The 26,250-nt window shown below is 38.0% G+C and carries 15 protein-coding genes and 3 pseudogenes; 5 read left to right on the forward strand and 13 right to left on the reverse strand.

Annotated elements, in window-relative coordinates; translation table 11 throughout:
- Positions 1 to 37 precede the first annotated feature (37 nt).
- From ABC255_RS26560 to ABC255_RS26575, 4 genes are all read right to left on the reverse strand, one after another.
- A complete protein-coding gene (locus ABC255_RS26560; protein WP_412998130.1) occupies positions 38 to 1,213 on the reverse strand; it encodes a Glu/Leu/Phe/Val family dehydrogenase in 1,176 nt (391 codons plus the stop codon).
- Between the two features lie 104 nt (positions 1,214 to 1,317).
- Entirely contained in the window at positions 1,318 to 2,790 is a 1,473-nt protein-coding gene (locus ABC255_RS26565) for an aldehyde dehydrogenase family protein (RefSeq protein WP_412998131.1), read from the reverse strand.
- 73 nt (positions 2,791 to 2,863) lie between these two features.
- Positions 2,864 to 4,582 (reverse strand): thiamine pyrophosphate-binding protein, encoded by a 1,719-nt coding sequence (locus ABC255_RS26570; RefSeq protein WP_412998132.1) that lies wholly within the window; start codon positions 4,580 to 4,582, stop codon positions 2,864 to 2,866.
- A gap of 70 nt (positions 4,583 to 4,652) precedes the next feature.
- Positions 4,653 to 5,711, reverse strand: a complete 1,059-nt coding sequence (locus tag ABC255_RS26575) for an aromatic ring-hydroxylating oxygenase subunit alpha (protein ID WP_412998133.1) — start codon at positions 5,709 to 5,711, stop codon at positions 4,653 to 4,655.
- Between the two features lie 338 nt (positions 5,712 to 6,049).
- On the opposite strand from ABC255_RS26575, the gene ABC255_RS26580 reads away from it, so the two are divergent.
- Positions 6,050 to 7,423 carry a sigma-54 interaction domain-containing protein gene (locus tag ABC255_RS26580; RefSeq protein WP_412998134.1) on the forward strand — a complete coding sequence of 458 codons (1,374 nt, stop codon included), beginning with the start codon at positions 6,050 to 6,052 and terminating at the stop codon, positions 7,421 to 7,423.
- Positions 7,424 to 8,007: 584 nt separating this feature from the next.
- Here ABC255_RS26580 and ABC255_RS26585 read toward each other — a convergent pair.
- The 3 genes from ABC255_RS26585 to licT all read right to left on the reverse strand — a co-directional run bounded on the left by ABC255_RS26585 (position 8,008) and on the right by licT (position 12,257).
- Positions 8,008 to 9,438, reverse strand: a complete 1,431-nt coding sequence (locus tag ABC255_RS26585; protein WP_412998135.1) for a 6-phospho-beta-glucosidase — start codon at positions 9,436 to 9,438, stop codon at positions 8,008 to 8,010.
- 18 nt (positions 9,439 to 9,456) lie between these two features.
- On the reverse strand, positions 9,457 to 11,301 hold the full coding sequence (locus tag ABC255_RS26590; RefSeq protein ID WP_412998136.1) for a beta-glucoside-specific PTS transporter subunit IIABC: 1,845 nt from the start codon (positions 11,299 to 11,301) through the stop codon (positions 9,457 to 9,459).
- A 119-nt stretch (positions 11,302 to 11,420) separates the two neighbouring features.
- Positions 11,421 to 12,257, reverse strand: coding sequence for a BglG family transcription antiterminator LicT (licT, locus tag ABC255_RS26595; protein WP_412998137.1), 837 nt, complete (start codon positions 12,255 to 12,257; stop codon positions 11,421 to 11,423).
- A 202-nt stretch (positions 12,258 to 12,459) separates the two neighbouring features.
- Here licT and ABC255_RS26600 point away from each other — a divergent pair.
- Both ABC255_RS26600 and ABC255_RS26605 read left to right on the forward strand, forming a co-directional pair.
- A pseudogene (locus ABC255_RS26600) lies at positions 12,460 to 12,660 on the forward strand (IS110 family transposase); the annotation flags it as partial.
- Positions 12,661 to 12,901: 241 nt separating this feature from the next.
- A pseudogene (locus ABC255_RS26605) lies at positions 12,902 to 14,194 on the forward strand (IS110 family RNA-guided transposase).
- A 646-nt stretch (positions 14,195 to 14,840) separates the two neighbouring features.
- Here the strand turns inward: ABC255_RS26605 and ABC255_RS26610 are convergent.
- The 3 genes and pseudogenes from ABC255_RS26610 to ABC255_RS26620 all read right to left on the reverse strand — a co-directional run.
- Complete coding sequence (locus ABC255_RS26610; protein ID WP_412998138.1) at positions 14,841 to 17,363, reverse strand: glycoside hydrolase family 3 N-terminal domain-containing protein; 2,523 nt, start codon at positions 17,361 to 17,363, stop codon at positions 14,841 to 14,843.
- A gap of 114 nt (positions 17,364 to 17,477) precedes the next feature.
- Entirely contained in the window at positions 17,478 to 18,740 is a 1,263-nt protein-coding gene (locus ABC255_RS26615) for an MFS transporter (RefSeq protein ID WP_412998139.1), read from the reverse strand.
- A 302-nt stretch (positions 18,741 to 19,042) separates the two neighbouring features.
- Positions 19,043 to 21,137: pseudogene (locus tag ABC255_RS26620) on the reverse strand (glycoside hydrolase family 3 C-terminal domain-containing protein); the annotation flags it as partial.
- 128 nt (positions 21,138 to 21,265) lie between these two features.
- Here ABC255_RS26620 and ABC255_RS26625 point away from each other — a divergent pair.
- Complete coding sequence (locus tag ABC255_RS26625) at positions 21,266 to 22,501, forward strand: helix-turn-helix domain-containing protein (RefSeq protein ID WP_412998140.1); 1,236 nt, start codon at positions 21,266 to 21,268, stop codon at positions 22,499 to 22,501.
- 130 nt (positions 22,502 to 22,631) lie between these two features.
- Here ABC255_RS26625 and ABC255_RS26630 read toward each other — a convergent pair whose 3' ends face one another.
- Both ABC255_RS26630 and ABC255_RS26635 read right to left on the reverse strand, forming a co-directional pair.
- Positions 22,632 to 23,144, reverse strand: a complete 513-nt coding sequence (locus ABC255_RS26630) for a YbaK/EbsC family protein (RefSeq protein ID WP_412998141.1) — start codon at positions 23,142 to 23,144, stop codon at positions 22,632 to 22,634.
- 281 nt (positions 23,145 to 23,425) lie between these two features.
- Positions 23,426 to 24,490 carry a Gfo/Idh/MocA family protein gene (locus tag ABC255_RS26635; RefSeq protein ID WP_412998142.1) on the reverse strand — a complete coding sequence of 355 codons (1,065 nt, stop codon included), beginning with the start codon at positions 24,488 to 24,490 and terminating at the stop codon, positions 23,426 to 23,428.
- 283 nt (positions 24,491 to 24,773) lie between these two features.
- On the opposite strand from ABC255_RS26635, the gene ABC255_RS26640 reads away from it, so the two are divergent.
- Positions 24,774 to 25,538 (forward strand): IclR family transcriptional regulator, encoded by a 765-nt coding sequence (locus ABC255_RS26640; protein ID WP_412998143.1) that lies wholly within the window; start codon positions 24,774 to 24,776, stop codon positions 25,536 to 25,538.
- A 57-nt stretch (positions 25,539 to 25,595) separates the two neighbouring features.
- On the opposite strand, the gene ABC255_RS26645 is transcribed toward ABC255_RS26640, so the two are convergent.
- A complete protein-coding gene (locus tag ABC255_RS26645) occupies positions 25,596 to 26,228 on the reverse strand; it encodes an FMN-dependent NADH-azoreductase (protein ID WP_412998144.1) in 633 nt (210 codons plus the stop codon).
- Positions 26,229 to 26,250 lie beyond the last annotated feature (22 nt).

Raw genomic sequence — 26,250 nt, forward strand, 5'->3', positions numbered from 1 at the left:
AGAAATAGGGTAAATCATGACCCATTTTATTACCTGCTTATCTGACGACTTCCTTTTCAGACATGCTTGTACACTCTAATAAATCACTGATCTCAGGTTTAAAAATTTCATACGCAACATCCCGCTGATATCTGTTTTGTTTCTTCGCTTCTGAAAATAGTTGATGGGTATTTTTTCGGCATAGCTTTTCAATATCATCCATCACTGCCTGCGGGTCTGGTTTGACCAGTCCAAAAATAACAGCGTCGTAAAATCTAATTGCCCCTAGGTTCGCAACAAAATCATTAACGATGTCAATTCCTCTTTGTTTAATGATTTCATCTCCTTCAGAAGATACTGGTATATTAGCCGCTTCAACAATCAAACTCGCTTTAACAGTATCAGCATTAGACTTGTTGATCACGTCCTCTAATGCACAGGGGATAAGAATATCGCAATCCACATCGATCCACTCAGAGTTCGGCCTTACCGTATAGTTTGGTTCAAAATAATCTTGGTCCATTTCTCCATATATATTCTTATGGTCAATAAGATTTTGAATATCCAATCCTTCTTCGCATGTGACTAACAAGTTCGCATCTGAAATGCCGACAATGTTGTAACCTAATTGGGAAAGTTTTAATGCACAGCTTGCCCCTACACAACCAAAGCCTTGGATGACAACCTTCGCGCCGTCTTTACCATTTTTAAACTTCCAAGCCTCATCGGCTGAAAATGCAACACCATACCCTGTGACAGCATCATTTAAAAGCAACCCATCAATTCTTGTTTTCATCAGTCCATCAAAATCCTTGATCCCCTGAAGGATCGCAGGATTTTGTTTCATTGAATTGGTTAGCGGGATGTCGATGCCGAATTCGTTAAAGATTTTTAGTACATCTTCGTACTTCGTACCTAGGTCACTTCCTAAAGATACCCCGCTATCAATATAAGGCATCATGGCAATTAAAAACCTTCTTAAGACCGCATACGCATCTGGAGCTTTATAATCATACTTAATACCAGCTTTACATCCTCCAGTCGTTCCGCTGTCACTAGCTACATATTTATAAGCCATTGCTTCAGCCAATCTTTCAACCTCTTCTTTTGTTACGGTCGGATGCATTCTCGTACCGCCGCCTGTATATCCTTTCACGAAATTATGAACAACAAGCCACCCCTGTGCGTCCGTTTGTGTATCATTCCACTCAATAATTAAATATGGTTTAGACATTCCCATACCTCCTAAGAATTTCTTCTTTCAAGCACCATCCAGCCACTATTAAAAATTCAATTAACACTATGAATATGTTGTTAATACCTTAAAAAAATAAGTTACTATTCAAACCAGCGAATAGGCGCAGGATCCAGATTAATGTTAATCTGTTTTGTTTCCTGGTATTCATCCAACCCATACGTACTAAGGCTTCGGCCAATACCGCTTTGTTTATATCCTCCCCATGGCGCTTGAATATTTGTAAGATGGTAGGCGTTTACCCACGTGATCCCGGCACGAACCTTTTTAATGATACGTAAGGCTTTGTTTTGGTCTGTAGAGAAAACAGCACCTGCAAGTCCATATTCTGTGTCATTGGCAATCTTGATTGCCTCCTCTTCATCTTTGAATTTCTGGATCGTAACAACTGGTCCAAAGATTTCTTCCCTGACAATCCGCATATCGGTCGTTACATCGGTAAAGACCGTAGGTTCAATGAAAAATCCATCCTCTAAACCGTTACCCTCGATTCTACTTCCGCCAAGAGCAAGATTCGCACCTTCTTCTTTACCAATCTGGATGTAATTTAAAATACTCTTAAAGTGCTTTTCACTAACAATAGCCCCCATTTGGGAGTGCTCATCATGACCAGGACCTACTCTAATCTTTTTGGCCTTTTGTATATATTTCTGAACAAACTCATCGTAAAGTCCTTCTTGGACAAGAATCCGGCTTCCAGAAGAACAAACTTGACCAGATCCCATGAAAATGCCAAATAAAGAGTAATCAAGTGCTGTTTCCAAATCGGCATCATCAAAGATGATATTCGGAGATTTCCCTCCCAGCTCAAGGGACACTTTTTTCATATTACCGGCCGCGGCCTGCATGATATGGCGGCCGACTCCTGTGCTTCCAGTAAAGGAAACAATATCTACATCAACACTTTCAGCAATCGTCTGGCCAACAACCGGTCCATCTCCCATAATGAGGGTAGCTGCTCCCTTTGGTAAATCGGACTGATCGATCAGTTCAAACAATTTTACTGCTGTCATCGGAGTAATTTCCGCAGGTTTTAAAAGGATACTATTACCAGCCGCAAGCGCCGGTGCAATCTTCCATACACTCATTAATAAGGGGAAATTCCAAGGGACAATTAATCCCGCAACTCCGATCGGTTCCTTAATGATTAATGTCTGCATATTTCCGGAGGTTTCATAAACCTGGCCGTTAGGCATATTAAGCAGACCTGCATAATAACGAAATGTATTCACGGCCTCTTCAACATCTGACTCTGCTTCTCTTTTCGTTTTTCCATTATTCTGTACTTCTAAATCTCTTAATTCATCCAGGTTTTCCTGTATTAGATCTGCAATCTGAAGTAAAACAGCCGCCCTCGCTACGGGAGATTGATCAGACCATATACCACTTTCAAACATTCTTTTTGCAATTTTGATTGCCTCTTCTGTTTCTTCCTTAGTAGCGCTCGGTGCCCTGGCAATGACTTTCTGTGTAGCGGGATTAATAATATTAAGTTTGTTCGGGTTACTTGAGTCTACCCATTGCCCATTTATATAGTGTTTTAACTCTTTTGTCATAGCTTTGTACCTCCCAGTATGGCTTACACCCCCCGCTTTAGAAGTGGGGATAAACGTTAAATACGGCGAAAATCTATCCCTGTTTTGGACGGAAAGAGGCGATGTATTCGTCCGAATCCTTGTATTCTAATACTCCAACTGCCTCTACATCTACTACAACCATATAAGGCTTTTTGCTTGCGATTGCATTTGCTAATCCTGCTTTGAACTCTTCAACACAGCGAACTTTCTCGGATTCGAATCCCATTGATTTTGCCAGCATGACGAAATCAGGGTTTTTCAAGTCTACAGATATACGCCGGCCATATGCCGCTTCTTGATAGTATCTTAAGATTCCATATCCCCCATCATCGAATAATAGAATGATAATCGGCGCATCTTCCTGTATCGCTGAGATCATCTCACTTGAATTCACCATGAATCCACCATCACCAGCAATAAGGACGACTTTCTTTTCCGGCTGACCAATTTGGGCGCCAATCGCCATTGGCAATCCTTGTCCGATTCCGCCGCCTGTCATGTAGAGGTAGTCTCTTGGTTCATAAATATCGAACAATTTATTCCCCCACGTGTATCCAGGGATCGTTACGTCCGTCACCAAAACGGTATTCTCAGGCAGCTGTTCACGCATAATATCCGCCACTTCACCATAAGGCTCAATTTGGCTTCGAAGGTCATCACGTACAGCCTGACGGACTGATTTCACTTCATCAACATAATCTGCCTCAGGATGGATCTCCTTATTGGCCAAAAGACTATTAATCTCTTGTAAAACTGCCTTCGCATCTCCGTTCAGTGTATACAATGTATCAAAGTTACGATTAAAGGCATTAGGGTTCAAATCAATATTGATATGATTTTCCGGTACCGGAAGTGTCCATCCATTCGTTTCACTACCACGGAAACGGACCCCGACACTAACAAGTAAATCCGACTTTTTCAATAGTTCCTCCACTTGAGGGAAAAACGCAAAGTTACCAATGCAAAGCGGGTGGCTTTCCGGGATAGACCCTTTTCCGGATTCACTTGTAACGACTCCAGGCTGAATTTTATCTACCAGCTTTTGCAGTTCTTCTGATGCACCTGAAGCAATCACCCCATTTCCTGCCCAAATGATTGGTCTTTTTGCTAAGGCAATCCTTTCAACAACATCAGCAGGAATGTTGAGCTTTACTTCCTTGTTTTGAGGCGTTTCCATTTCAATCAATTGATTGTTAGGAATAATCTGTGCCTGAAAATTCGTTGGGATAGAGACCGTTACCGGACCTGTTGGTACAGTGAGCGCTTCTTTGATCGCTTTACGCATAAACGGAATGATTTGCTTAGGACGCTTCAATAAATATGCTGCTTTGTTCGCACCCTCCATCATTTTTAACTGATCTTTAGCTTCGTGAATATAACGTTGGTCTGTTCCAATGTAATTGGAATCTGCTTCCCCAGTAATGTGCAGAACAGGAGTCCCTGAATTCCATGCTTCTGACAAGGAACCTGCACCATTACCCGCTCCAGTACCCGTACTAGTGATGACAACGCCTAATTTCCCTGTAGCACGGGCGTAGGCATCAGCCATGTTGACCGCTCCGCTTTCACCACGGGCAGTAACGGTACGGATGTTTCCCTCCCTAAGGATCGCATCATAGATTGGCATATTATGAATACTAACGATTCCAAATACTGCTTCCACTCCTGCTTGCAAGAGCTCTTTTACAATTGCGTCCGCAACTGTGAATTCTGTTTGGTAACCTTTAACATTGGGTTCTGCAACTGCAGTGAATTCTGTTTGATTATTCATTTTCATCCTCCAAATATGTCTAGTAATATATTTCTATATAAATCTATTTTCATATAAACGAAGGGTTACGTTAAAGCATTCCTTCTTTCACGTTCATAGCTTCTTCATAAAGGTTGTGAAAAAATTTGAGTGCATACTCAGTCGGTGAATACACTCCATGCTTGAAGGCATTCGTATGGAAACCTTTTTGCAATAACTCTACAAGGTCGAAATCCTCTAATCTTACCTGATCTACAAAACGAATCAGTTCCTCTTGCTCTTTGCTAATTTCATCCGATTTAAAGTAGTAGCTATAGATGGCAAGTGATTTATCTGGTGCCAGCGGCAAGATTTGACTTATTGTCATATTTCCTTCTTTTCCAGGATAAATGCTCACCATCAAGTTGGGCCATACCCAATAGAAATTGGCGTGATCTTCTTGTTGTTCATTCGATTTATTGGTTAACTCTGAATATTGACACGAGAAATTGCCATGTAAATCGATGTGGTAATTTTTCATATCAAATGTTTTTGAAAACTCAGGATGGGCAATCTTACAATGATCGCACTCCAGGTAATTATCAATAACCGCTTTCCAGTTAGCATCAATAATCCTTTGGTTTACCCGAACCTTTTTCAAAGACTCCAGGAAGGTGTATCTTTCCAGATTGGCCATAAATTCTCCGTACGTTTCTTCCATTGGTCTTGCTTCTGGGTTCAAATTTATGAAGATCATGGACTGGAATACTTCAAGCTTTACTTGTGGCATACAGCTATGGTTTCCTAATTCATTTGTAGCGAAGTTTGGCGCCCTATTTAATTTCCCGTTCATGTGGAATGTCCAGCCGTGATAAGTACAGGTGAAAACCTTTTTATTTCCACACTCGTTTTTTTCCACTTTGGTTCCCCTATGCGGGCAAATGTTGTAAAAGGCATTCAATTCATTGTTTTTATCCCTGCTAATGATTAATGGCTGATCTGCTATATCAAAAGTAAAAAAATCCCCCGGTTTTTCCACCTGGCTTGTATGTCCAGCTAAAATCCAGCTGTCTTGAAAGATCTTTTTCTTTTCCTCTTCAAATATTTGCGGATTCACATAATTTTCGTACGGGAGAGTGTGCTCCAGGGTATTCCCTGTTAACGGTTTCATTTGTCTTTCCTCCTTTTGTCATTCAAATCCTTTAAAGTATTTTTCATAATTTATTATTTGCAATTTTCGTGCCAACTATCTTTTTATCTAAAAAGCCTAGATTAATAGGTTTTAAAAAGGGGAAAGTGAGTCCATTTGTGTTCACCGGCTGACTTTCCCAAGGATATTTTCCTATTTCCGCCACTTTTTCGGCTATTTACAATTCAAAATATTTCGACTACTATTAGAGTGGATGTGATTATAATCACACTTTTGCCTATTGTAACACTTTTCTGAATACAACCAAACTCAATCTGAGTTCCATTGAACTCAGACTATGATTTTCGGGAGGTCACTTCATGACATTATCCAATTTTCTAACCGATTTGGATTTAAATATGGAAGCGCTTTTAAAAATTTTAGATTATTCTTCTGACGAAATCTTTGTTTTAAATAAAGATAAGAAAATTATCTATGTAAATGATGCGTGTAAGAAGCATTATGGGTTAAATAAGGAAGACGTTATAGGAAAAGCGAGCATGGAATTAGCTGATAAAGGCTATTGGTATCCCTCTATTTTCCCTGATGTTCTGGAAAGAAAAGAGCCAATTACGATTAAACAAACCACAATCCTTGGTGCTGAACTGCTCACCTCTGTCGTCCCTATTTTAAATGATCAAAAAGAAGTAGAATTAATCGTAACGACAGCAAGGGAACTACAAAGCTACAAAATGCTGAAAGTAAATGAAAACGATTCAAAAAATAGTAAAGAAGCTGAAGATCCATTTGGCAGCAGCATTATTACAAATAATGAAAAGGTGAAAAATGTGTTGAAGTTTGCCAAGAAGGTGGCAGCTGCAAACTCTACTATATTAATTCTAGGTGAGTCCGGAACAGGTAAAAGCCTCTTAGCCCAATATATTCACGAAAACGGAAATAGAAGGAACGGCCCATTTTTAACCATCAATTGTGCTGCAATCCCTGCAGAATTAATGGAGTCCGAGCTTTTTGGCTATACACCTGGTTCTTTCACGAATGCAAACCGTTCCGGTAAAAAAGGAATACTGGAATGCGCGAATGGGGGGACGGTGTTTCTTGATGAAATAGGGGACATGCCTTTGCCTCTTCAGGCTAAAATACTGCAGGTTATTCAGGAGAAAAAATTCATTCCCATTGGCGGCAATAAAGAAAAGTCAGTCGATATCCGGATTATTGCCGCGACCAATAAAGATTTAAGCAATATGGTAAAAAGTAAAATGTTTCGAGAAGATCTATACTATCGGCTGAACGTAGTGGATATCAAAATGCCTCCGCTTCGAGAAAGGCAAGAAGATATAGTCCCGCTCATCTATAATTTCTTATACAAATTTAATCGAATCTTTGAATTGAACAAATTGATTTCTAAAAATTGCCTCGAATGGCTTACCCATTATTCATGGCCCGGAAATATTAGACAATTAGAAAACCTAATAGAAAAGCTTGTCATTGTAAGCAATGATGTCATCGGTATCGATGACCTGCCCGAAGGCATTTATAACCAAGGACTGGCCCGAATTGAAAATACTGCCCCCACTACCCTTAATGAGGCAGTCGAATTGGCAAAAAAAGAGATGGTTCGTAAATCCTATAAAGTGAATAAAAGCTCTAGGCGCGTGGCCAAGGATTTGCAAATCAGTCAAACATATGCGGCCAGATTAATTAGAGAATATTGTCAGAACTTGTCGGAGGATTGAATATCCTGTACGATTCTTTGCTTCGATCAATCGGACGAGCTTCACATTTGAGTGATAGCTCCTCCTTCATTCGATAGTACGGAAAAGATCTTAAACAAGTGTTGGTTTTGCAAACCAATGCTCTTTTTTTTATTTAATATTAAAGTGCGACACTACATAGAGGAATTAGGGGTACTGGCAAATTTCTAGTTTAGAACGAATCCATTCATTGGTCTAGATGTTTCAAAAGGGGAAAGTCAGGTTCAGGCATTTGTGGATAAAGGCAAACCATTCCATAAGAGTTTTAAAGTTTCTCATACTATGCTGGTTTAGAGTACTTTCAGTGGATACATGATGTTTAGAGAGATTCATTAGTGTTAATATAAGTTTTGCACAGCATTTAAACGAATAAAAAAACGTCTCACCCCAGTTATCCCAAAGGGTGAGACGTTTTTTCATTCATTAAGTAGCGTTAATAGTGAAACCGGAACTTACTACAAAAAACTTTGGGTGGTTTGAAGATACGGTAATTCATTTTGATATTAGACGGTTAGCAGGTATGGGCCCTATGTTTAAAGCTCTATATTATATTTCGAAACTAATCCTCAAGCGCGTGGGATTGCACCATTTGTTTTTATTACTTGTTGATACCATTTAAATGAATCTTTTTTATATCGATTTAACGTCCCATTGCCTTCGTTATCACGGTCTACATAAATAAACCCATAGCGTTTTTTCATTTCTCCGGTTGTAAACGATATCGGGTCAATACAACCCCAAGCTGTGTATCCAATTACATCAACACCGTCTTCAACAATTGCTAATTTCATTTGAGCAATATGCTGTTGTAAATATACTATCCGCTCTTTGTCATGAATTTGACCATTCTCGAATTTATCAGAGTAACCAAAACCATTTTCCACAATGAAAATCGGTAACTCGTAACGGTTATAAAGCATATTTAAGTAATATCGGAAACCGATTGGGTCAATTGCCCATCCCCAATCAGTTGCCTGAACATATGGGTTTTCAACAAGCGTATCATTTCCTAGTAGGGCATCTTTTAAACGCTTTGCTTCTGGTCTAACAGAAACAGTATTACTCAGATAGTATGTAATACCTATATAATCAACCGTTCCTTCACTTAGAATTTTTAGATCTTTCTCAGTTATGTCTAACTGATAACCTTTATTTTCCCACTCTTTTACGAAACGTTTTGGATAATGACCTCGAACATGAACATCAGTAAAGAATAGCTGTTGGTCATCTTCTTTTTGAGCTAACAAAATATCCTCTGGATCACTTGTTAATGGATAATTAGGCGTTGCTGCTAATACGCAACCAATTTGGAAGTCACGATTAATTTTCTTTCCTTCCATTACAACTAATGCACTTGCCACGAACTGATAATGGGCTGCCTGATACATCGTTTCAAGTTTATTTTCATTCTCTGTATAGATAATCCCAGAATTCGTCCAAGAATAAATAGGGTTATCTAAAATTCTTTGATTATTTATCTCGTTAAATGTGAGCCAATATTTAACCTTATCTTTATACCGCTCCATTACTGTAGTAGAAAACGTTTTGAAGAAATCTACTAATTTACGGTTTCTCCATCCTCCATATTCTTTTACTAAATGGTATGGCATTTCAAAATGTGATAATGTCACAACTGGTTCAATTCCATAACTTAAAAGTTCTGTAAATAACTCATCATAATATTTTAACCCCTCTTCATTTGGGGTATTTTCATCACCATTCGGATAAATTCTTGTCCAAGCGATGCTAGTTCTCAAGCACTTAAAGCCCATCTCCGCAAACATTTTTACATCTTCTTTATAATGTCCATAGAAGTCAATTCCTTCATGGTTAGGATAGTAAGTGTCAGGTATAACGCCATCTGTTATTTTACGAGCATTATCCTTCGTTCCAGCAGTCATAACATCAGCAATGCTTACTCCCTTTCCCCCTACGTTCCATGCACCTTCTACTTGATGGGCGGCAATTGCGCCCCCCCATAAGAAGTTATCTTTCATCACAAGCTCCTCCTTTACCTATGCACCAATTGTAAATAACAGATTATTTGGATTAATATCACCATTCTTTTCCTTATAGCTAATACGTTCCATGCTTTCCGGGTCGGTAACAATGACAGGTGTGGTTAATTTATATCCTTCAGCTAAGATTTGCTCTTTATTGAAAGTTAGGATGGCTTGACCTCGTTTTACTTTATCACCTGCTGAAACTAATACATCAAAGTATTTTCCTTCTAAATTTACTGTATCAATACCTACATGAATTAAACATTCCGTACCAGCTGTTGATTTTAACCCTATTGCATGTTTGGATGGGAAGGCTACGACCACTATTCCATCAAATGGCGCTAGTATCTTTCCATCTTCGGGAATAACCGCTACACCTTTACCTGCCACACCACTTGAAAACACATCATCTTCAACCTGTTCTAAAGGAATGACTTTCCCCGTTACAGGTGAATGTACCAAGGTTACATTTGTTTCAACATCTTGCATCTTTTCATTTGGTTTACTTTCAGAGGAGAAGTCCTCCATCTCCTCTTTTTTTACTCCGAAATAATAAGATAATAACCCGCCGGAAATTAAAGCCGTTAGTATTCCAGCTAAATAACCAAATGTTGGTGTGTAGACTGGTATAGAGAAAACATTATGAAAAACATAAGCATTCATAGTTACATTAGTAACTCCACATATTGCTCCACCAAAACCACCAGAAATAGCCACTATCGGCAATAAGCGTTTATAACGTAGAATAATCCCGTAAACAATTGGTTCGGTTACACCAGCAAGAAGACCTGTAATAGCCGTTGGACCTGCTAAAGCACGCATTTTTGAGTGTTTTTTAGCTCTTAGGTAAAATCCAATTGCGATACCTACTTGAGCAAATACAGCTGCTACAGCCATCCCTTCAATTGGATCTCCTCCAAGATTATTGAGGTTATCAAGTGTTATTGGCGTGAACCCCCAGTGCAGGCCGAACATTACCATAAATGTCATACCTCCACCTAGAACAAAACCAGATAATACTTTACTGCTATCAATTAACCACGTAACACCCGAAGCTAATGCATTGGCTATATCTGTTCCAAAAGGCCCAAAGATAATAGCTGTTAATGGAACCATAATCATTAAAGCTAACATAGGAACTGCAAAAAGCTGTATATCTTTAAAAATTATCTTCTTCAAGAACCTATCAACATAAACATAAATTGCCATAGCGATAAAAATGGGAAAGATGGTTGTTGCATAACTTACTACTTCAAGCGGTATTCCGAGAAAGTCAGTTTGTCCTTTTTCAAGAAGACCCGTAAACGATGGCTCTAATAAAGCAGCACCTATGGTACCACCGATATACATGTTCCCCCCCATTTTTTTAGCAAGGGTAATTCCTAAAAAGATCGGTAAAAAGTAAAAAATAGCATTACTAGCAGCACTTAATACGGCATAAGTAGAACTAGCGTCAGACAACAGGTTAAGCTGTGTTAATACCGTAAGAACAGCCTTAATCATTCCCGAACCGGCCAGGGCTGGTATTAAAGGAGAAAATGCACCAGAAACGATTTCAAAAATTGAATTAAGTGAAAACTTTTCTTTCTTCCCTTGATCTGAACTGTCAGTAAGACCCGTCAACTGCTGTATAGTGGAAAAGTAATCCGAAACTGCACTGCCAATTACCACTTGATATTGCCCACCACTGTTCACTACCGATAAAACATAAGGCAATTTTTCAATTTCTTTTTTATTAGCCTTGCTAGTATCTTTCAAGCTAAACCTTAATCTTGTTGCACAATGAACCAAGTTGGTTATATTCTTTTTCCCACCAACTAACTCAATAATTTCTTTACTCTCATTCTCATATCTCATAATTAAATTCCTCTCCTTAAAAAAATAAAGGCGTAACCAAAAGATTTAATAAGTGTTAGCTCATAAAAGCTAATCATTTACTAAATCTTTAGGTTACGCCTGCTCTACCAGTTACGACCCTATTTTTCAGATGATAATTTATACAAATGTAAAGTCAAATAAACTACTTCTTCATTAGAAATCTTCCATTGGTAATGTTTTTCTAAAAAACCTTTAATTTTAACTGCACAATTATAGTCATATTCATATTGTAATTTGATAACATTTAATAATGAAGAGTTCTCTTTTGTTACTACTTCATTATTTAATTGACGCTTAATAAAGTATCTTATATGTGTAATAAACCTAGTATAATAAAATGATTTCTCGTTAAACTCAAAGCCGTAATGATATTTAATAATATTTGATATACTCTGGATGACCTTTGTCATAAAGATTGTCTCTTCCACTCTATCATTTGTATCTAAAGCATTTACAAAATGCAGAGCTATAAATGCTGCTTCTTGTTCTGGAATCTCAATTCCTGTCCTTTCCTGCATTAATCCAACAGCCTTAAGTGCAGTTGAGTATTCCTTAGAATATAGCTGTTTGATTTCCCACTCTAAGGGTGACCGAAAAATCATCCCTTCCTTTGCTCGCGTAATAGCAAAACCAATATGGTCAGCTAATGCTAATAAAGCAGTTTCGTTCACTTTATTGCTTATTTCATTTTCATACAATTGTATAATTTCGCTAGCTAGCTCTATATCTTTAACTTCTATTCGTTTAAGAAGCTTTTCTAGTTTATGTACTGTATCTTTACTTTCTAATACAAATTTTTGTGTAATATTTATATCTTTAAGATCATCACCTTCCCTAATTCCAAATCCAATTCCCTTTCCCGTCACTATCTCTTCAACATTATTATTGTTTTCTACCAAAACGACATTATTGTTAAAAACTTTAACGACCTTCATTGTGAAGTTCCTCTCTTTTAGGTAAATTAACAACAAAAAAGACGCAACCTAAAAAAGCGGCACACAAAATAGATAGTGTGTTTGCTCTTTGGTTACGCCTGTATAATCAGTTACGTTCCTTTAGTTTTAAAATACCAGAAAAAGATAACGCTGTCAATTATATTTTCCTATCAGAAACTGATAGAAATCATGCGACTTAACCTCTATGATACTAGACTGTAGCAAGAGCAAAACAAAGCGATGAAATCATTCCTCGTGATAGGAAAAAGTACGAGAGTTCTATGATAAGAAACGTGAAGAAGGAAAAACCTTTAAAGTAGCTGTCATTGCCTGTGTAAATAAGCTTTTACATTGGATATTTGCCCTACTAAGAAATAAAATGCCTTTCCAAGATATAGCTTAAAACCTATATCTAATTAAATAACACAAAACCTTCCAAATTCAAACTAACGAGGGTTATTTGGCATGCACATTTTCAGTATAGCATGAGAGATTTATGATTTTATTGAAAAATATTGACACACTATTGGCTGGTTTAGCATTCCTGTAGATCGTTATTTTTCGACTTTGAAAAAAATAGGGCTCCTCAGTAAGATATGAGTATAGACACCACTCTAACTCACAACTTTAGGAGGAACCCTACTATGAAGTTTAAAATGCAAAACAATCAAAATCAACTAATAGAAAGAATTTCCGTTAAACATCTCGTTGTTGGTGTGGACATTGCTCAACAATTACATGTAGCACGAGCTGTTAATTTCCGTGGAATTATTGTCGGAGATCCACTTACATTCAAAAATAATGAAGAAGGATTTGCTAGTTTATTAAAATGGATTAAAAATCTTCAAAGATTAAATAACCTAGATGAAGCTATCGTTGGTATGGAACCTATTGGACACTACTGGATTAATCTTTCAAAATGGCTTTCTAATCAAGATATTGAAGTAGTAACGGTAAATCCACATTTAGTAAAAAAGAATAAAGAAAATCGTGATAATACTCAATCAAAAAGTGATAAAAAAGATGCCTTAGTTATCGCTGATATGGTAAAGAACGGTTACTACTCTGAAGTTAGGTACACATCGGAAGCATTCGAAAAACTTAGGGTTCTTATGTCTAACCGTGATGTAGTTGTTAAACGCTTTGTCAGTTCTATTAATCAATTAAATCGTTGGGTAGATATTGTTTTCCCAGAACTACGACAGGTATTCAAAGATATTAAAGCTAAAGGTGCGATCGCAACCCTTCGATTATTCCCAACCCCAATGGAATTAGAAACTATGCAGCCTCATGATGTTATCACAGGTTGGAAATCAATCATGAAGAGGCAACCTAGATTAAGAAAGGCCATATTACTCCTCCAAGTAGCCAGGAGATCCGTAGGCACTAGACAAGCACTTGATGCGTATAAATTTCACCTTGAACAACTATTAGAGGAATATGATTTATCTGTAACACAACTCGAGTGAGTTGAAAAACAAGTAACCGAAGAATTAAATAAAATCCCATTCTCTAAGAAGTTACTTACCATTAAAGGAATAAGTGAAATTTCTTTAGCTGGCATATTAGGTGAGGCTGGGGATTTAAGTAATTTTTCCCATGGTAATTCTCTACTTCGCCATGCGGGATTACACTTAGCCGAAGCAAGTTCGGGTAAGTGGAAAGGACAAATTGTTATTTCGAAGCGTGGAAGGTCGAGATTAAGGCGTTTCCTCTTCCTGGCAACCATGAGTCTAGTAGCGAATAATCCAGAATTTAAAGCATTACACACTCATAATGTTAAATTGAAGAAAATGAAGATAATGAAGAAAATGAAATCAATTATGAAGATAATTGGCAAGTTGGCTAGGATTTTTGTAGGTATTTCTAGACGTAATGAATCTTATAGTGCAGATAAACTTAAACTATTATCACCTAATAAACTTACCGAATTGTAGATTAGTCATCCCCTTTTGGATCAAATGTAAACTTAAATTTACCGAATGTTGTCTTATTCGTAGGATTTAAAATATGTACGGAGTACCAGATTACTTAAACATAAGGGCACAGACCCATTCCTATAGCAAAACTGGCCTCCACCCCTTGGATAGGCATGACGAAGGAATGATAGGGCAATTGACCCGTTGAGACATGGGAGGGAAAGCCTCCAGGGACGGCGTGGAGCATGTACATCATATGGTAAAATATGGAGTAGTAATGCACTCCTTTATTTCACTATGCCTTCACGAAGCCAAAATGGTCTGATATCATATCATTTAACCGTAAAACCTAATCAAACGGGTATGAAATCCTGCGAATAAGCGAGTATTCGGGAGAAAATCGTATTAAACTGAGGGAGTTTAAGTGTAATATTTCACATTCTTTCTGCCGAGTAAATTTAATGATTAAATAAAAACGAACATCAAACACTACTTTTAGGTAGTATCTGATATTCGAATTTATACTTTAATCTGTTAAACCGATGAATTAATATACTTGTTTTCCCAAAAAATCCTTGTACCTATTTTATCCGTAGAATACAACTCATACTCTGAAAATCATAAGCGTTTCAAAAGTTCCCCTATCTGATAACTATTCCATTGTTTATTCTACCAATTCAAAAGCTGCCTCTTTCAATTCTTTCGAATTAGTACCTATATATACTTTGAATTCTCCTAATTCAGCTTTAAAACTCAGGTCGGAGGCATAGAATTTCAAGTGCTCTTCTGTTATTGTGAAGGTCACTTTCTTAGATTCACCAGGATTCAAATAGATCTTTTTAAATCCTTTAAGTTCCTTTACAGGACGAACAACACTTCCGTAAAGATCCTGAATATAAAGCTGAACGATTTCCTCACCAGAGAGGGTTCCGTTATTCGTTACGATTACGCTTGCCTGGATTTCATCATCAAATGTCATTAGATGTTTATCCAATTCCATTTCTAAATAACTAAAGGAAGTGTAGCTTAAACCATAACCGAATGAATAAAGCGGTTCGTTTGGACCATCGAGATATTTGGATATAAACTTCTCTGATTGATTTTTATTTGTTACTGGTCTTCCTGTTTTAAAGTGGTTGTAATACACAGGGACCTGTCCAGTTTTGTATGGAAAACTCATAGTAAGCTTTCCAGAAGGGTTATATTCCCCAAAGAGTACATCAGAAATAGCATGACCGGCTTCGGAGCCTAAGAACCATGTTTCTACGATTGCATCTACATTTTTCTCAAACCATTCAAGTACCAACGGTCTTCCATTGGTCAAAACCAAGACAGTAGGCTTGCCCAATTTGACCATTTCTTCTGCTAGTCGTCTTTGGACTTCAGGAAGCTCAATATCCATTCTCGAAGCTGCCTCACCGGACATTTCACTGTTTTCACCTAAAGCAAGTACGACGATCTCCGCTTGCTTTGCCTGCCTAAGTGCTTCCTCAAAACCTCCTTCTATCTCACCATCCACTTTGCAGCCTTCCGCATACAGCAGACTTTCCTTATTAATAGCTTTTTCTTTTATTCCTTCCATTAACGTTACTGTTTGCTGACTGTATCTTGAGAATTGCCAAGGACCCAGTAAATCCTTGCTGTTAGCAAACGGTCCGATAACAGCGACCTTTCCGTTTTGTTTTCTTAAAGGAAGAACGCCATTATTCTTTAGGAGTACGATTGATTTTTTGGCAAGTTCCCGGCTCTCTTTTAAATGCTCCTGACAGAAATGATATTCCTCTTCTTTGTCTGGTCTAATATAACGGAAAGGGTCATCCATAATTCCAATTTTAAACTTATAGGTAAGAATCCTTTTTACGGCATCATCCAACTGACTCTCATCTATTCTTCCTTCCTCAAGAAGTTCAGGCAACTGATTTAAATAAGCAGTCGTAACCATTTCAATATCCATCGAAGCGTCAACAGCCATTTTAGCGGCATCTTTTTGATCTTTTGCAGCACCGTGAACGGCAATTTCATCTATAGCTCCATAGTCTGAAATCAAAATGCCATTAAACCCAAGTTCATCCCTTAACAGATCCTTTAATAACCCTTTGCTTCCTGCGACTGGGATTCCCTGATAGATATTAAATGAGTTCATGACGGAGCCTGCTCCAGCTTCCAATCCAGCTTTAAAGGGCGGAAGATAGACGTTCCTTAATGTTCCTTCTGAAATGTCCACAGTGTTATAGTCCCGTCCGCCTTCTACAGCACCATAGGCAATAAAATGTTTCAAACATGCGATAATTGTTTCCTCGTTAAGAAGGCTATCTCCTTGGAATCCCTCAACCTGAGCTTTCGCAATTAACGATCCCAGGTATGGGTCTTCACCCGCACCTTCTACCACTCTTCCCCATCTGGCATCTCGTGTGATGTCCACCATCGGTCCATGATTGTAAGTAATGCCTGATGCAGACGCTTCTTTTGCTGCAATGGCACACGCTCTCTTTATACTTTCCATGTCCCAGCTGCATGACCAAGCCAGCGGCACAGGGAACACAGTTTGATGACCGTGAATAATATCTGCATTAAAAAGTAGAGGAATCCCTAACCGTGATTGTTCTACAGCTGTTTTTTGCAACTCAAAAACTCTATTAATATCAAAAGCACCTAAAATAGAACCCGTTCTGCCCTCTGCTACTAACTTCTCAGCAGGCTCAGATTCTACATCTCCCCCAAAGGAAAAATTGGATGCCATACATTGGCTCATTTGTCCGATTTTTTCCTGAACAGTCATTTTACCTAAAATGGTTTCAACTTCTATCTGAATCTCCTGTTCTGTTCTTTCAACTACCGATTCAGACTTTCTATATTTTTCTACCTCTTGTAGTAGTGCGTGTGTTAAAGAGACTCCTTCTCCCTTTTGACCCTCAATCGGAAGATTTCCCAAAGGTTGAAGATTTATGAAGCCCTTAAACGAATCATCTGTAAAGGTAAGTGTAATCTCTACTGTCTCTTCTGATAGCAGTACGTACTTTCCCCTCGCTTGAAGTTTCTCTCCTTCAACCGCCACCGTTTCAAATACCATGTTTAACTGAGCGGGTTCCTTAACGGCAAAAGTATAAATATCCTCTTTTTCAATAGTAAAAACAAATTTCATTTTTGCAAATGGGGTTTGTAAAACTGTATTCCATATTCCTAGCATTTCTTCATTTCCCTCCAAGTAAAGATACTATTTTTAAATAAGCCCTAAACGTAGTCTAATAAATAAACCCGCACCATTAGTAAGCGGGTTTATTTTTTATAAAGAAAGGATTATTTAGATTACTTCAGCAGCTTGATCTGTTACGTTCTTCGCCTTTTTTCCTTGTGATGACATTTCAGGAACTTTTATGACTGCAATCGCTCCTAAGATACCCAATACGCCGAGCACAGAAAACCCTAATTCATACCCGCCAATTCCAATTAATAACGGTAATATCGCCGGAACAATGGATTGGGGTAAAGCGTTTGCAATATTTAATATCCCTAAATCCTTTGCTGCGTCTTCCTGATTTGGAAGCACTCGTGTAAGAAGAGCCATATCCACTCCCATAAAAACACCTGTACCAACGGCTGACACAATAGCTAAAATGAGATAGATGGTAAAATTGGAGGTAAATGCTTGTAAAATCAAAGTTGCCCCCATTATAATGCCAGCTCCAATAACAAATGGTTTCTGGCGTTTGAAATAGTCGGATATAAGCCCTCCACCAATACTAGATATAATCATCAAAATTGTACTAATTGACGTCAGCAATGCCACTTTACTACCTAACTCTTCTGGGGAAAACTGAAAGCGTTGTGCCATGAACAATGTCCCGAATGAACCCACTGCTGAAACAAATAATACAAGAAATCTAGCTAACCAAGCATATCCAAATGCTGGATATTTCCTAGGATTAGGGATAACTTTTGAAAAACTAAATTTTTCTTTTCTTTTATCCTTAGAAACGATTGCGCCTGAATCTTTTATCATACTAATGGCGATAAGAGCAAAAATAATCGGAATAATAGCTAATACGATCCATTTTAATAAACCTTCTCCCAAGCTGTTAACTAAGGTAATACCAATAATGGCTGCCACTGCACTAAGAGCACCTAAAATTCCTGAAATAGAACCACGTCGTGTTACTTCAACTTGGTCAGCAATTAAAGCATTATTGGCAGCTAAGACAAAGTTAAAAAACAATTGTGCACTTGACCACGTTAATACAACCTGCCACACCTCATTACTTAAGCCTACTCCTAAAATGGAAGCTCCACCTAAAATACTTCCTATTAAAATCCAAATGCGGCGACGACCGAATTTTAGACGAGTCCGGTCACTGATTGCACCAGCCACTGGATTTGCAATCATAGCAACAAGTGCTCCAATGGATAAAACGGTACCCATTGAACTCTCTACGTTGTCAGGCGCGATTTCCTGCAGTTTTAAAGTAAGTAATAACATGATTAGGGGAATAAGTGCTACGTAAAGACCCAGATTTGAAATGGTTAACGCTGAAACGAGACGCTTAAATGGGGTAACTGCAGTTTTCATGTTTTTTTCCTCCAATAAATTTTTTAATTTAAAAGATTCAAGCTAATTTTTTTCCTACCTCGATTCGGTTACCCGGATCGAGGTAGATTTATAAGAGATTTACACAGTTACCTCATACAGATGTTTATTTAATTGCTGAATAATCCCTGATAGCATTTCTTCGGTAAGTGCACCCTGACTGAAATTAACCATAGCTCGTAATGGCATATATTTCATCATCGCTGCCATCATATCAGCTTCAGCACCATCAGCTGGAGCTGCATTTGCCAGCGGGCTGCCCTCATTCATTTTTGCCAGCATCTTCTGAGCGATTGGTGCAAGTAGTGGATCAGATAATAAATCTCCAATTGTTGTATTCCTATCAACTGATGTCTTAAGTAGAACACTAGATTGGACATGCAGGCTGTCTCGAAGAGCTATATCCTGGGATGACTTCCCGACTAAAATTTCAAAGTCTCCGGTTTCAACATGCCAGTCCTTCAGTTCAACGTTGTAGTAAGCAAAAGCTCTTTTTTCTAAAAGGAATGTTACTTCTTTCTTCTCACCTGGCTCGAGTTCCACTTTTTCAAAGCCTTTTAATTCTTTTTCTGGTCGGATTACAGTGCTTGCTATGTCTCTAACGTATAACTGCACAATTTCTTTCCCAGTCACACTTCCAGTATTTTTTATAGTTACTGACACAGTAACGGTTTCTGTATCTTTGATTTCCTTATTACTAATTGATAGATTACTATATTCAAAGTTTGTATAACTCAAACCGTACCCAAATGGGAATAACGGCTCCAGGTTTTTCTTGTCGTAATATCGATAACCAATAAATATGCCTTCTTTATATTCCACTTTATTTCCCTCACCTGGAAAGTTTAAGAAAGATGGGTTGTCACTTAATTGTTTTGGGAAGGTTTCTGCTAATTTTCCGCTTGGGTTCGCATCACCGAATAATAGATCAGCGATTGCCCCGCCAAGTGCCTGTCCGCCTAAGTATCCTTCTAATAGTCCTTTTACTTTCGAAATCCATGGCATTTCAATCGGTGCACCATTACTTAATACAACGACAATATTATGATTTACTTCTGCGATGGCTTCGATTAAGTGAGCATGGTTTTCTGGCAGCTGTAAATGCTGGCGGTCATACCCTTCTGACTCATAACGATCTGGCAGTCCAACAAAAAGGATTACTGTATCTGCACCAGTAGCTACCTCTTTGGCCTCATTGATTAGTTCGTTATTAACAACATCACTATCAAGCTGGTATCCCTTTGCAAATAACACATTGGTATTTTCACCTGACACGTTTTCAATTTCTTCTAAAATATTTTCTAATTTTGTAGGCTTTATATGAGAGCTTCCGCCGCCTTGATATCTTGGGGCCTTGGCAAATTCACCGATAACAGCAACTGTACCTTCTTTCTTCAAAGGAAGGATACTATCTTCATTTTTTAATAGAACCATACTTTCTCTTGCCACTTCTCTAGCAAGATGATGATGGGCTTCTATATCATAGACAGCGTTTTCTTTTTTATTATCTACAGCTTTAAAAATAATGGTTAAAAATCTTTCTACTGCTCGATCTAACTTTTCTTCCGAAAGCTCTCCGTTTGTTACTGCCTCAATAATTTTTTGTTCTCCGATACCATTGCTTGCCGGCATTTCTAGTTCCAATCCAGCGGAAAGAGCATCCACTCGTTCATTTACTGCTCCCCAGTCTGATACGACAAAGCCTTCAAATCCCCATTCCTCTTTTAAAATATCATGTAACAAATATTCATTTTCTGATGCGTATTCACCATTTACTTTGTTATAGGCTGACATTACTGTCCATGGTTGCGCTTTCTTGACAGTGCCTTCAAAACTTGCTAAATAGATTTCCCGTAATGTTCTTTCATCAACAATGGCATCCGTGGACATTCTGCGATGCTCTTGATTATTTACGGCAAAGTGCTTTAATGAGGTCCCAACACCTTGGCTTTGTACACCATTAATATGGCTTGCTGCCATTTCAGAGGATAGGTACGGATCTTCTGAAAAATATTCAAAGTTTCTTCCGCAAAGTGGAGACCGTTTAATGTTTGCCCCTGGTCCAAGTAAAACGGCTACATCTTCAGCCTGACATTCTTCGCCTAATGCAACTCCAACCTTATTAATTAATTCTTTATTCCATGTACTTGCTAATCCTACAGCGGAAGGGAAACATGTTGCAGGTACGCTGTCAAAAATCCCTAGATGGTCAGATCCTTCCTTCTGTTTACGAAGTCCATGCGGTCCATCTGTAACCATAACAGAAGGAATCCCTAAGCGCTCAATCCCTTTTGTATGCCAAAAGTCTAATCCTGAACAAAGACTTGCTTTCTCTTCTAACGACATTTGAGAAATGATTGCTTTAATATTTCTACTCATTCCTATCTCTCCTTTTTTTCAAGAAATCGTTTCCATGTAGAAATTATATTGCTAGATTTTGTTTCCTTATGGTATATTTTATGGAAAAATTGCATGATTTTTGGATTTTTTTATTTAGGAGAAGAAAAATGAAAAATACAAATTTGGATGATTTAGAATATATAACTAAGCTTTTTTTTGAGTTATTTAACATCCCCTTGTTTATTTTCGATCATCAAGGGACATTACTCTTTCAAGTTCCCAATCAAAATATTGAAAGTCCATTTTATACACAAAAAAACAGTTGGCTATACGAAGTACACAGTGAAAAAAAACAACCCGATATGCCTGCATTTTTCCAAAGTCCATACCTTGAAAATTATTTCTCCATTTCCCTTCCAACCAATGGTCTGCGCGATGGGTTCTTAATTGCCGGACCAGTTCTGAATATGAAATTATCCGATGAAGCGATTATTAGTATGGAGAATGACTTTTACCAAATGGCAAAAAGGCAAGAAATTAAAATATATTATCTTTCACTGCCAGTCATCAAAAAAATTGATTTTATTCATATGAGTTGTGCTCTTTATTACATGATTTACGGAAAGAAAGTGGATATTGCCGAGGTATTTGGAAAGCAAAATCTAGAAGAAACGAATGAGGTAAAAATCGAAGAACCAATTGTACAAATATCAGAAAAGCGGCAAAATGAAAAAGCAACTATAAATACGCTAACCGAGAAGAAGTTATTTAGCTTAATTAAAGCAGGGAAGAAAGATGAACTTTTACAAACTCTTACTACACAATACGACATGGAATCCGGACAACTATCCAAAAGAAGTTATATTAGGAATATGAAAAATTTAGCCATTGCTGGTATAACTTTGGCAACAAGAGCTGCAGTGGAAGGCGGGCTTAACGAAATTATTGCCTATAACCTTAGTGATTCTTTAATACAAAACCTTGAGGAATTAAATGATCTCAAAAGTGTTGGAGAGTTTACAGGAAAGTCTCTTCTTAAGTTTGCGGAGTTAGTTGAAAATAAGAAAAAGCATAAATACTCAAAACCCGTAAGCACATGCCAGAGTTATATTTTCGCCAATCTATACAAAGAAATCACACTATCCCAACTAGCTAAATTGGTGGGAATGAATGCGAGTTATTTATCTGTTTTATTTAAAAAAGAGGTGGGATTTTCTATAAGTGAATTTATCCATCGTGAAAAGGTGGAGGAAGCTAAAAACCTTATGACCTTTACAAATCATTCTATATCAGAAATTTCAACAATACTTAACTTCCATGACCAAAGTCATTTTACTAGAGTCTTTAAGAAGATAGCTGGTATGACACCCAAGCAATTTTATATAAAAAAAATAGGACAGTGAAATGACAGGTAATTTTGTTTAACAGAAGCATAAGAATAGGATATTTACAGAAACACAGCGGTGTGTGTACATAGTACTTATACTTGGACAAACAGAATGCTCAGATCCTGTCCCTAATGACTATCTATTACTAGGTTTGAAAAACGCTAACCTTCTCTTCATGCTCAGGTTCTTCCCAACCTTTACAAACATCCACCCATTCTTTTGCATATGAATAGCGATAAATCTCTTCATTCGTTAGTTCAATCGCTGAATTGGTGCTGCCACATGCAGGGAAAAGAGTATCAAACCTTTTCATGGAAACATCAAGGAAAACATCTAGTTCATTTTTTAATCCGAATGGGCAAACTCCACCGATTGCATGGCCGGTTTGCTCCAGCACTTCTTCCGGAGTCAGCATTCTGGCCTTGAACCCAAAGGCATGGCGAAATTTCTTGTTATCAATTTTCGCATCCCCAGCAGCGACAATCAAAAGGGCTTTTTCCCCTTCTCCTCTAAAAGATAAAGTTTTTGCAATTCGGGCTGGGATAACTCCAATTGTTTCAGCTGCTAAATCCACTGTTGCACTGGATGTGTCAAATTCCATCACATCTTGTTCTCTGACCCATTGCCTGAAATGGGCTTTTACACTTTCGATTGACATCCTGTCCATCCTTTCCTACATGTTATTATGGAAAATAATAGCACACTTTAGTTAGGAAAAGCGAAAGGATGATCATTATCCAACCAGTATTGTTCCCTTGAATACTAGTTTTCGCCGTTGATGGGAACGATTCTCCAACTATCGCTCCCTTGAACCCTAGCTTTCGCCGTTGGAGGGAACGATACTCCAAGTATTGTTCCCTTAAACCCTCATTTTTGCTGTCCAAGGGAACAATTACATTTTTTAATGCACGCACTTTGGCATACTTTTTCTATTACTTGTTAAATATCTTCCATTTTTACAGGTTGACCAGTACGTCCGGATTGATAAATAGCTAATATGATTTTTAGCGGTTTTAATCCTTCCTCACCATTTACAAGCGGCTCTCTATCCTCCCGAATGGCATTCATCATATCAATAAACTGTAAACGATGGGAAGCACCATCTAGTGCTGCAGGGTCAACTGAAGTATGTTCACGATCTTCCCCATCATAATTTTCAACACTAGCTAAATTGATAGCCTCACTTTCATTATTTGGGTTTCGTAGATAATGCTTCATTAATTGATCATTCTCAATCACTGCGGTACCAAGTGTTCCGATCATCTCCAAGCGGGCTGACAGACCTGGATAAGCAGCTGTGGTTCCAACAATTGTACCTAGTCCGCCATTTTTAAATTTCACCGTGGCAACAGCTACATCCTCCACTTCAATTCTTTCATGAGCTAATACAGCTGTATGTGCATATACACTTTCCACTTCTCCCATGAAGTACTGAAATAAATCTATCGTATGAATGGCCTGATTGATTAAGACGCCGCCTCCATCCATTTCCAAAGTTCCCCGCCACTTGCTAGTATCATAGTAGCTTTGAGGACGATACCAACTGACAGCGGCTTGCCTAAGGACCATTTTTCCAAATCGGCCTGAATCGATATCTGCTTTAATCTTAACGGATGATGGATCGAATCGATGTTGAGAAACAACACTTAATTTAACATGATGTTTACGGCATACATCGATCATTTGCTGTGCTTTCTCAAGGGAAATATCCATTGGCTTTTCAACAATTACATGCTTGCCGGCACGAGCAGCCTCTATTGCCATATCAGCATGAGTGCCGCTTGGAGTAATAATTGATACAATATCAATCTCTTTTCTCTTTAGCATTTCTTGATAATCGGTATACCAGTCTGCACCTGCTTTTTCCGCAAGTGATTTTGCCTTTTCTTCGTTTCGGGAATATACAGCAACGACTTTTGCTCCTTCAATCGCTGAAATTTGCTCATAATGCGTAGCACTAATTAGCCCAGTTCCGACAATAGCAAACCCGAATTCCTTTTTCATTCTAACCGCTCTCCCTCAAATAAACTTCCCTATAATTTCAGTATCATATTTATTAATATTCAGATTAACAAAGATATAAAGCATATAATTAACCACAATGTGGTACACTTGTACCGTGTAGCGGTTAATTATAGTGTAGATGATAATTAAAGAACCTGTCAATTATTCTTTCTTCTTAATTTTGTTATTATAAATAGTTGTATGGCTTTTTTTGTATTTGCTAATATTGAAATTTTTAAATTTATATTTTATATAAGATCGGTTAAAGGATGGAGTGTATATCTTGAATGACAATGACCAAAATCAAAATAAAACATCAAGTATCCAAGTTATTACGCGTGCTGCTAACATACTGCGGACGCTTAGAGAGCACCCAAAAGGATTAAGCCTTTCACAGATTTCAAAAGAAGTAGACCTGGCCAGGTCAACGGTCCAAAGAATTGTTGCTGCATTAGAGCAAGAAAACCTTGTTACAGCGGCATCTGCTAACAGCGGATTTCGCCTTGGCCCTGAGATTGCGAGGCTTGCTGGCGCTGTACATAGTGATTTAAGAGAAGAATTGAGACCATTTTTAATTCAGCTATCTAATATGATTAATGAAACGGTCGACCTATCTATATTAGATAAAGGGAAGGTACTATTTGTTGATCAAATTATTGCGGCTCACCCGCTACAAGCAACCTCACAGCCTGGTACCTCTTTTCCTTTGCATTGCACAGCAAACGGAAAAGCCATTCTCGCTTCACTACCTATAACTGAGGTTGAAAACCTGCTGCCGACAGAGCTAAAACGATACACAGATAAAACCATTACGAATCGGGATGAACTGTTAAAAGAATTAGAAACGGTTCGTAAAGTGGGAGTTTCTTTTTCAAGAGAAGAGCATATCGAAGGAATATGTGCAGTCGGGGCTGTTGTAGTAGACCGATTGGGAAATCTGAGTGCAGTCTCCATTCCGCTTCCATCTGCACGTTTTTATGGGAATGAGGAAAAGCTTGTTTCTCCCCTTATGAAAACATGTCAAAATATTAATCGACATTTCGAATAAAAGACAAAAAGAAAGGCGCTTGGATATCCTAGCGCCTTTCTTTTTGTTTACCTTATATTATACAGCTACCGGTGATAATTTCTTTGCAGCATCTTTTACTTTTTCTAATCCTTCTGCAATAATCGTATCAGCTTGAGCTGGCATTGCAGCATGACCTTCGATAATAACTTCGTCTACAATTTCCATACCGAATACGCCGCCAACAACGTTTTTAATATAATTTGCAGCCATTTCCATTGGTGCTGCTTCCGGTGTTGAATAAACGCCGCCGCGTGCACTTAGGATAATTGCTTTTTTGTGTGTCATTAATTGTACTGCTTGACCATTTTCATCGTACTTGAAAGTAAAACCAGCTTGGTATACATAATCAATGAAAGTTTGTAATGGTGCTGGGATTGTTAAGTTCCATAATGGGAATGCTAATACAACCAAGTCAGCTGCTGTTAGAGCATCCATTGCTTTTTGTTTTGCAGCAAGAAGACGTTTTTCTAGGTCCGTCATTTCTTCGCCTGATTCTAATTTACCGAAAGCGTTGAATAAATCTTGGCCAAAGTAAGGCATATCTTCAGTGAAAACATCAAAAGTTGTGACATTCACACCTTCTAAGTTCTCCATAAAAGTTTCAAACATTTTACTTGATACAGCTTCTGAAGCTGGACGATTATTTGCTTTGACTACTAAAACATTCATTTATATATTTCTCCTTTTTATC

The sequence above is a fragment of the Neobacillus canaveralius genome (genome assembly GCF_047237705.1).
Lineage (GTDB): Bacteria > Bacillota > Bacilli > Bacillales > Cytobacillaceae > Neobacillus > Neobacillus niacini_K.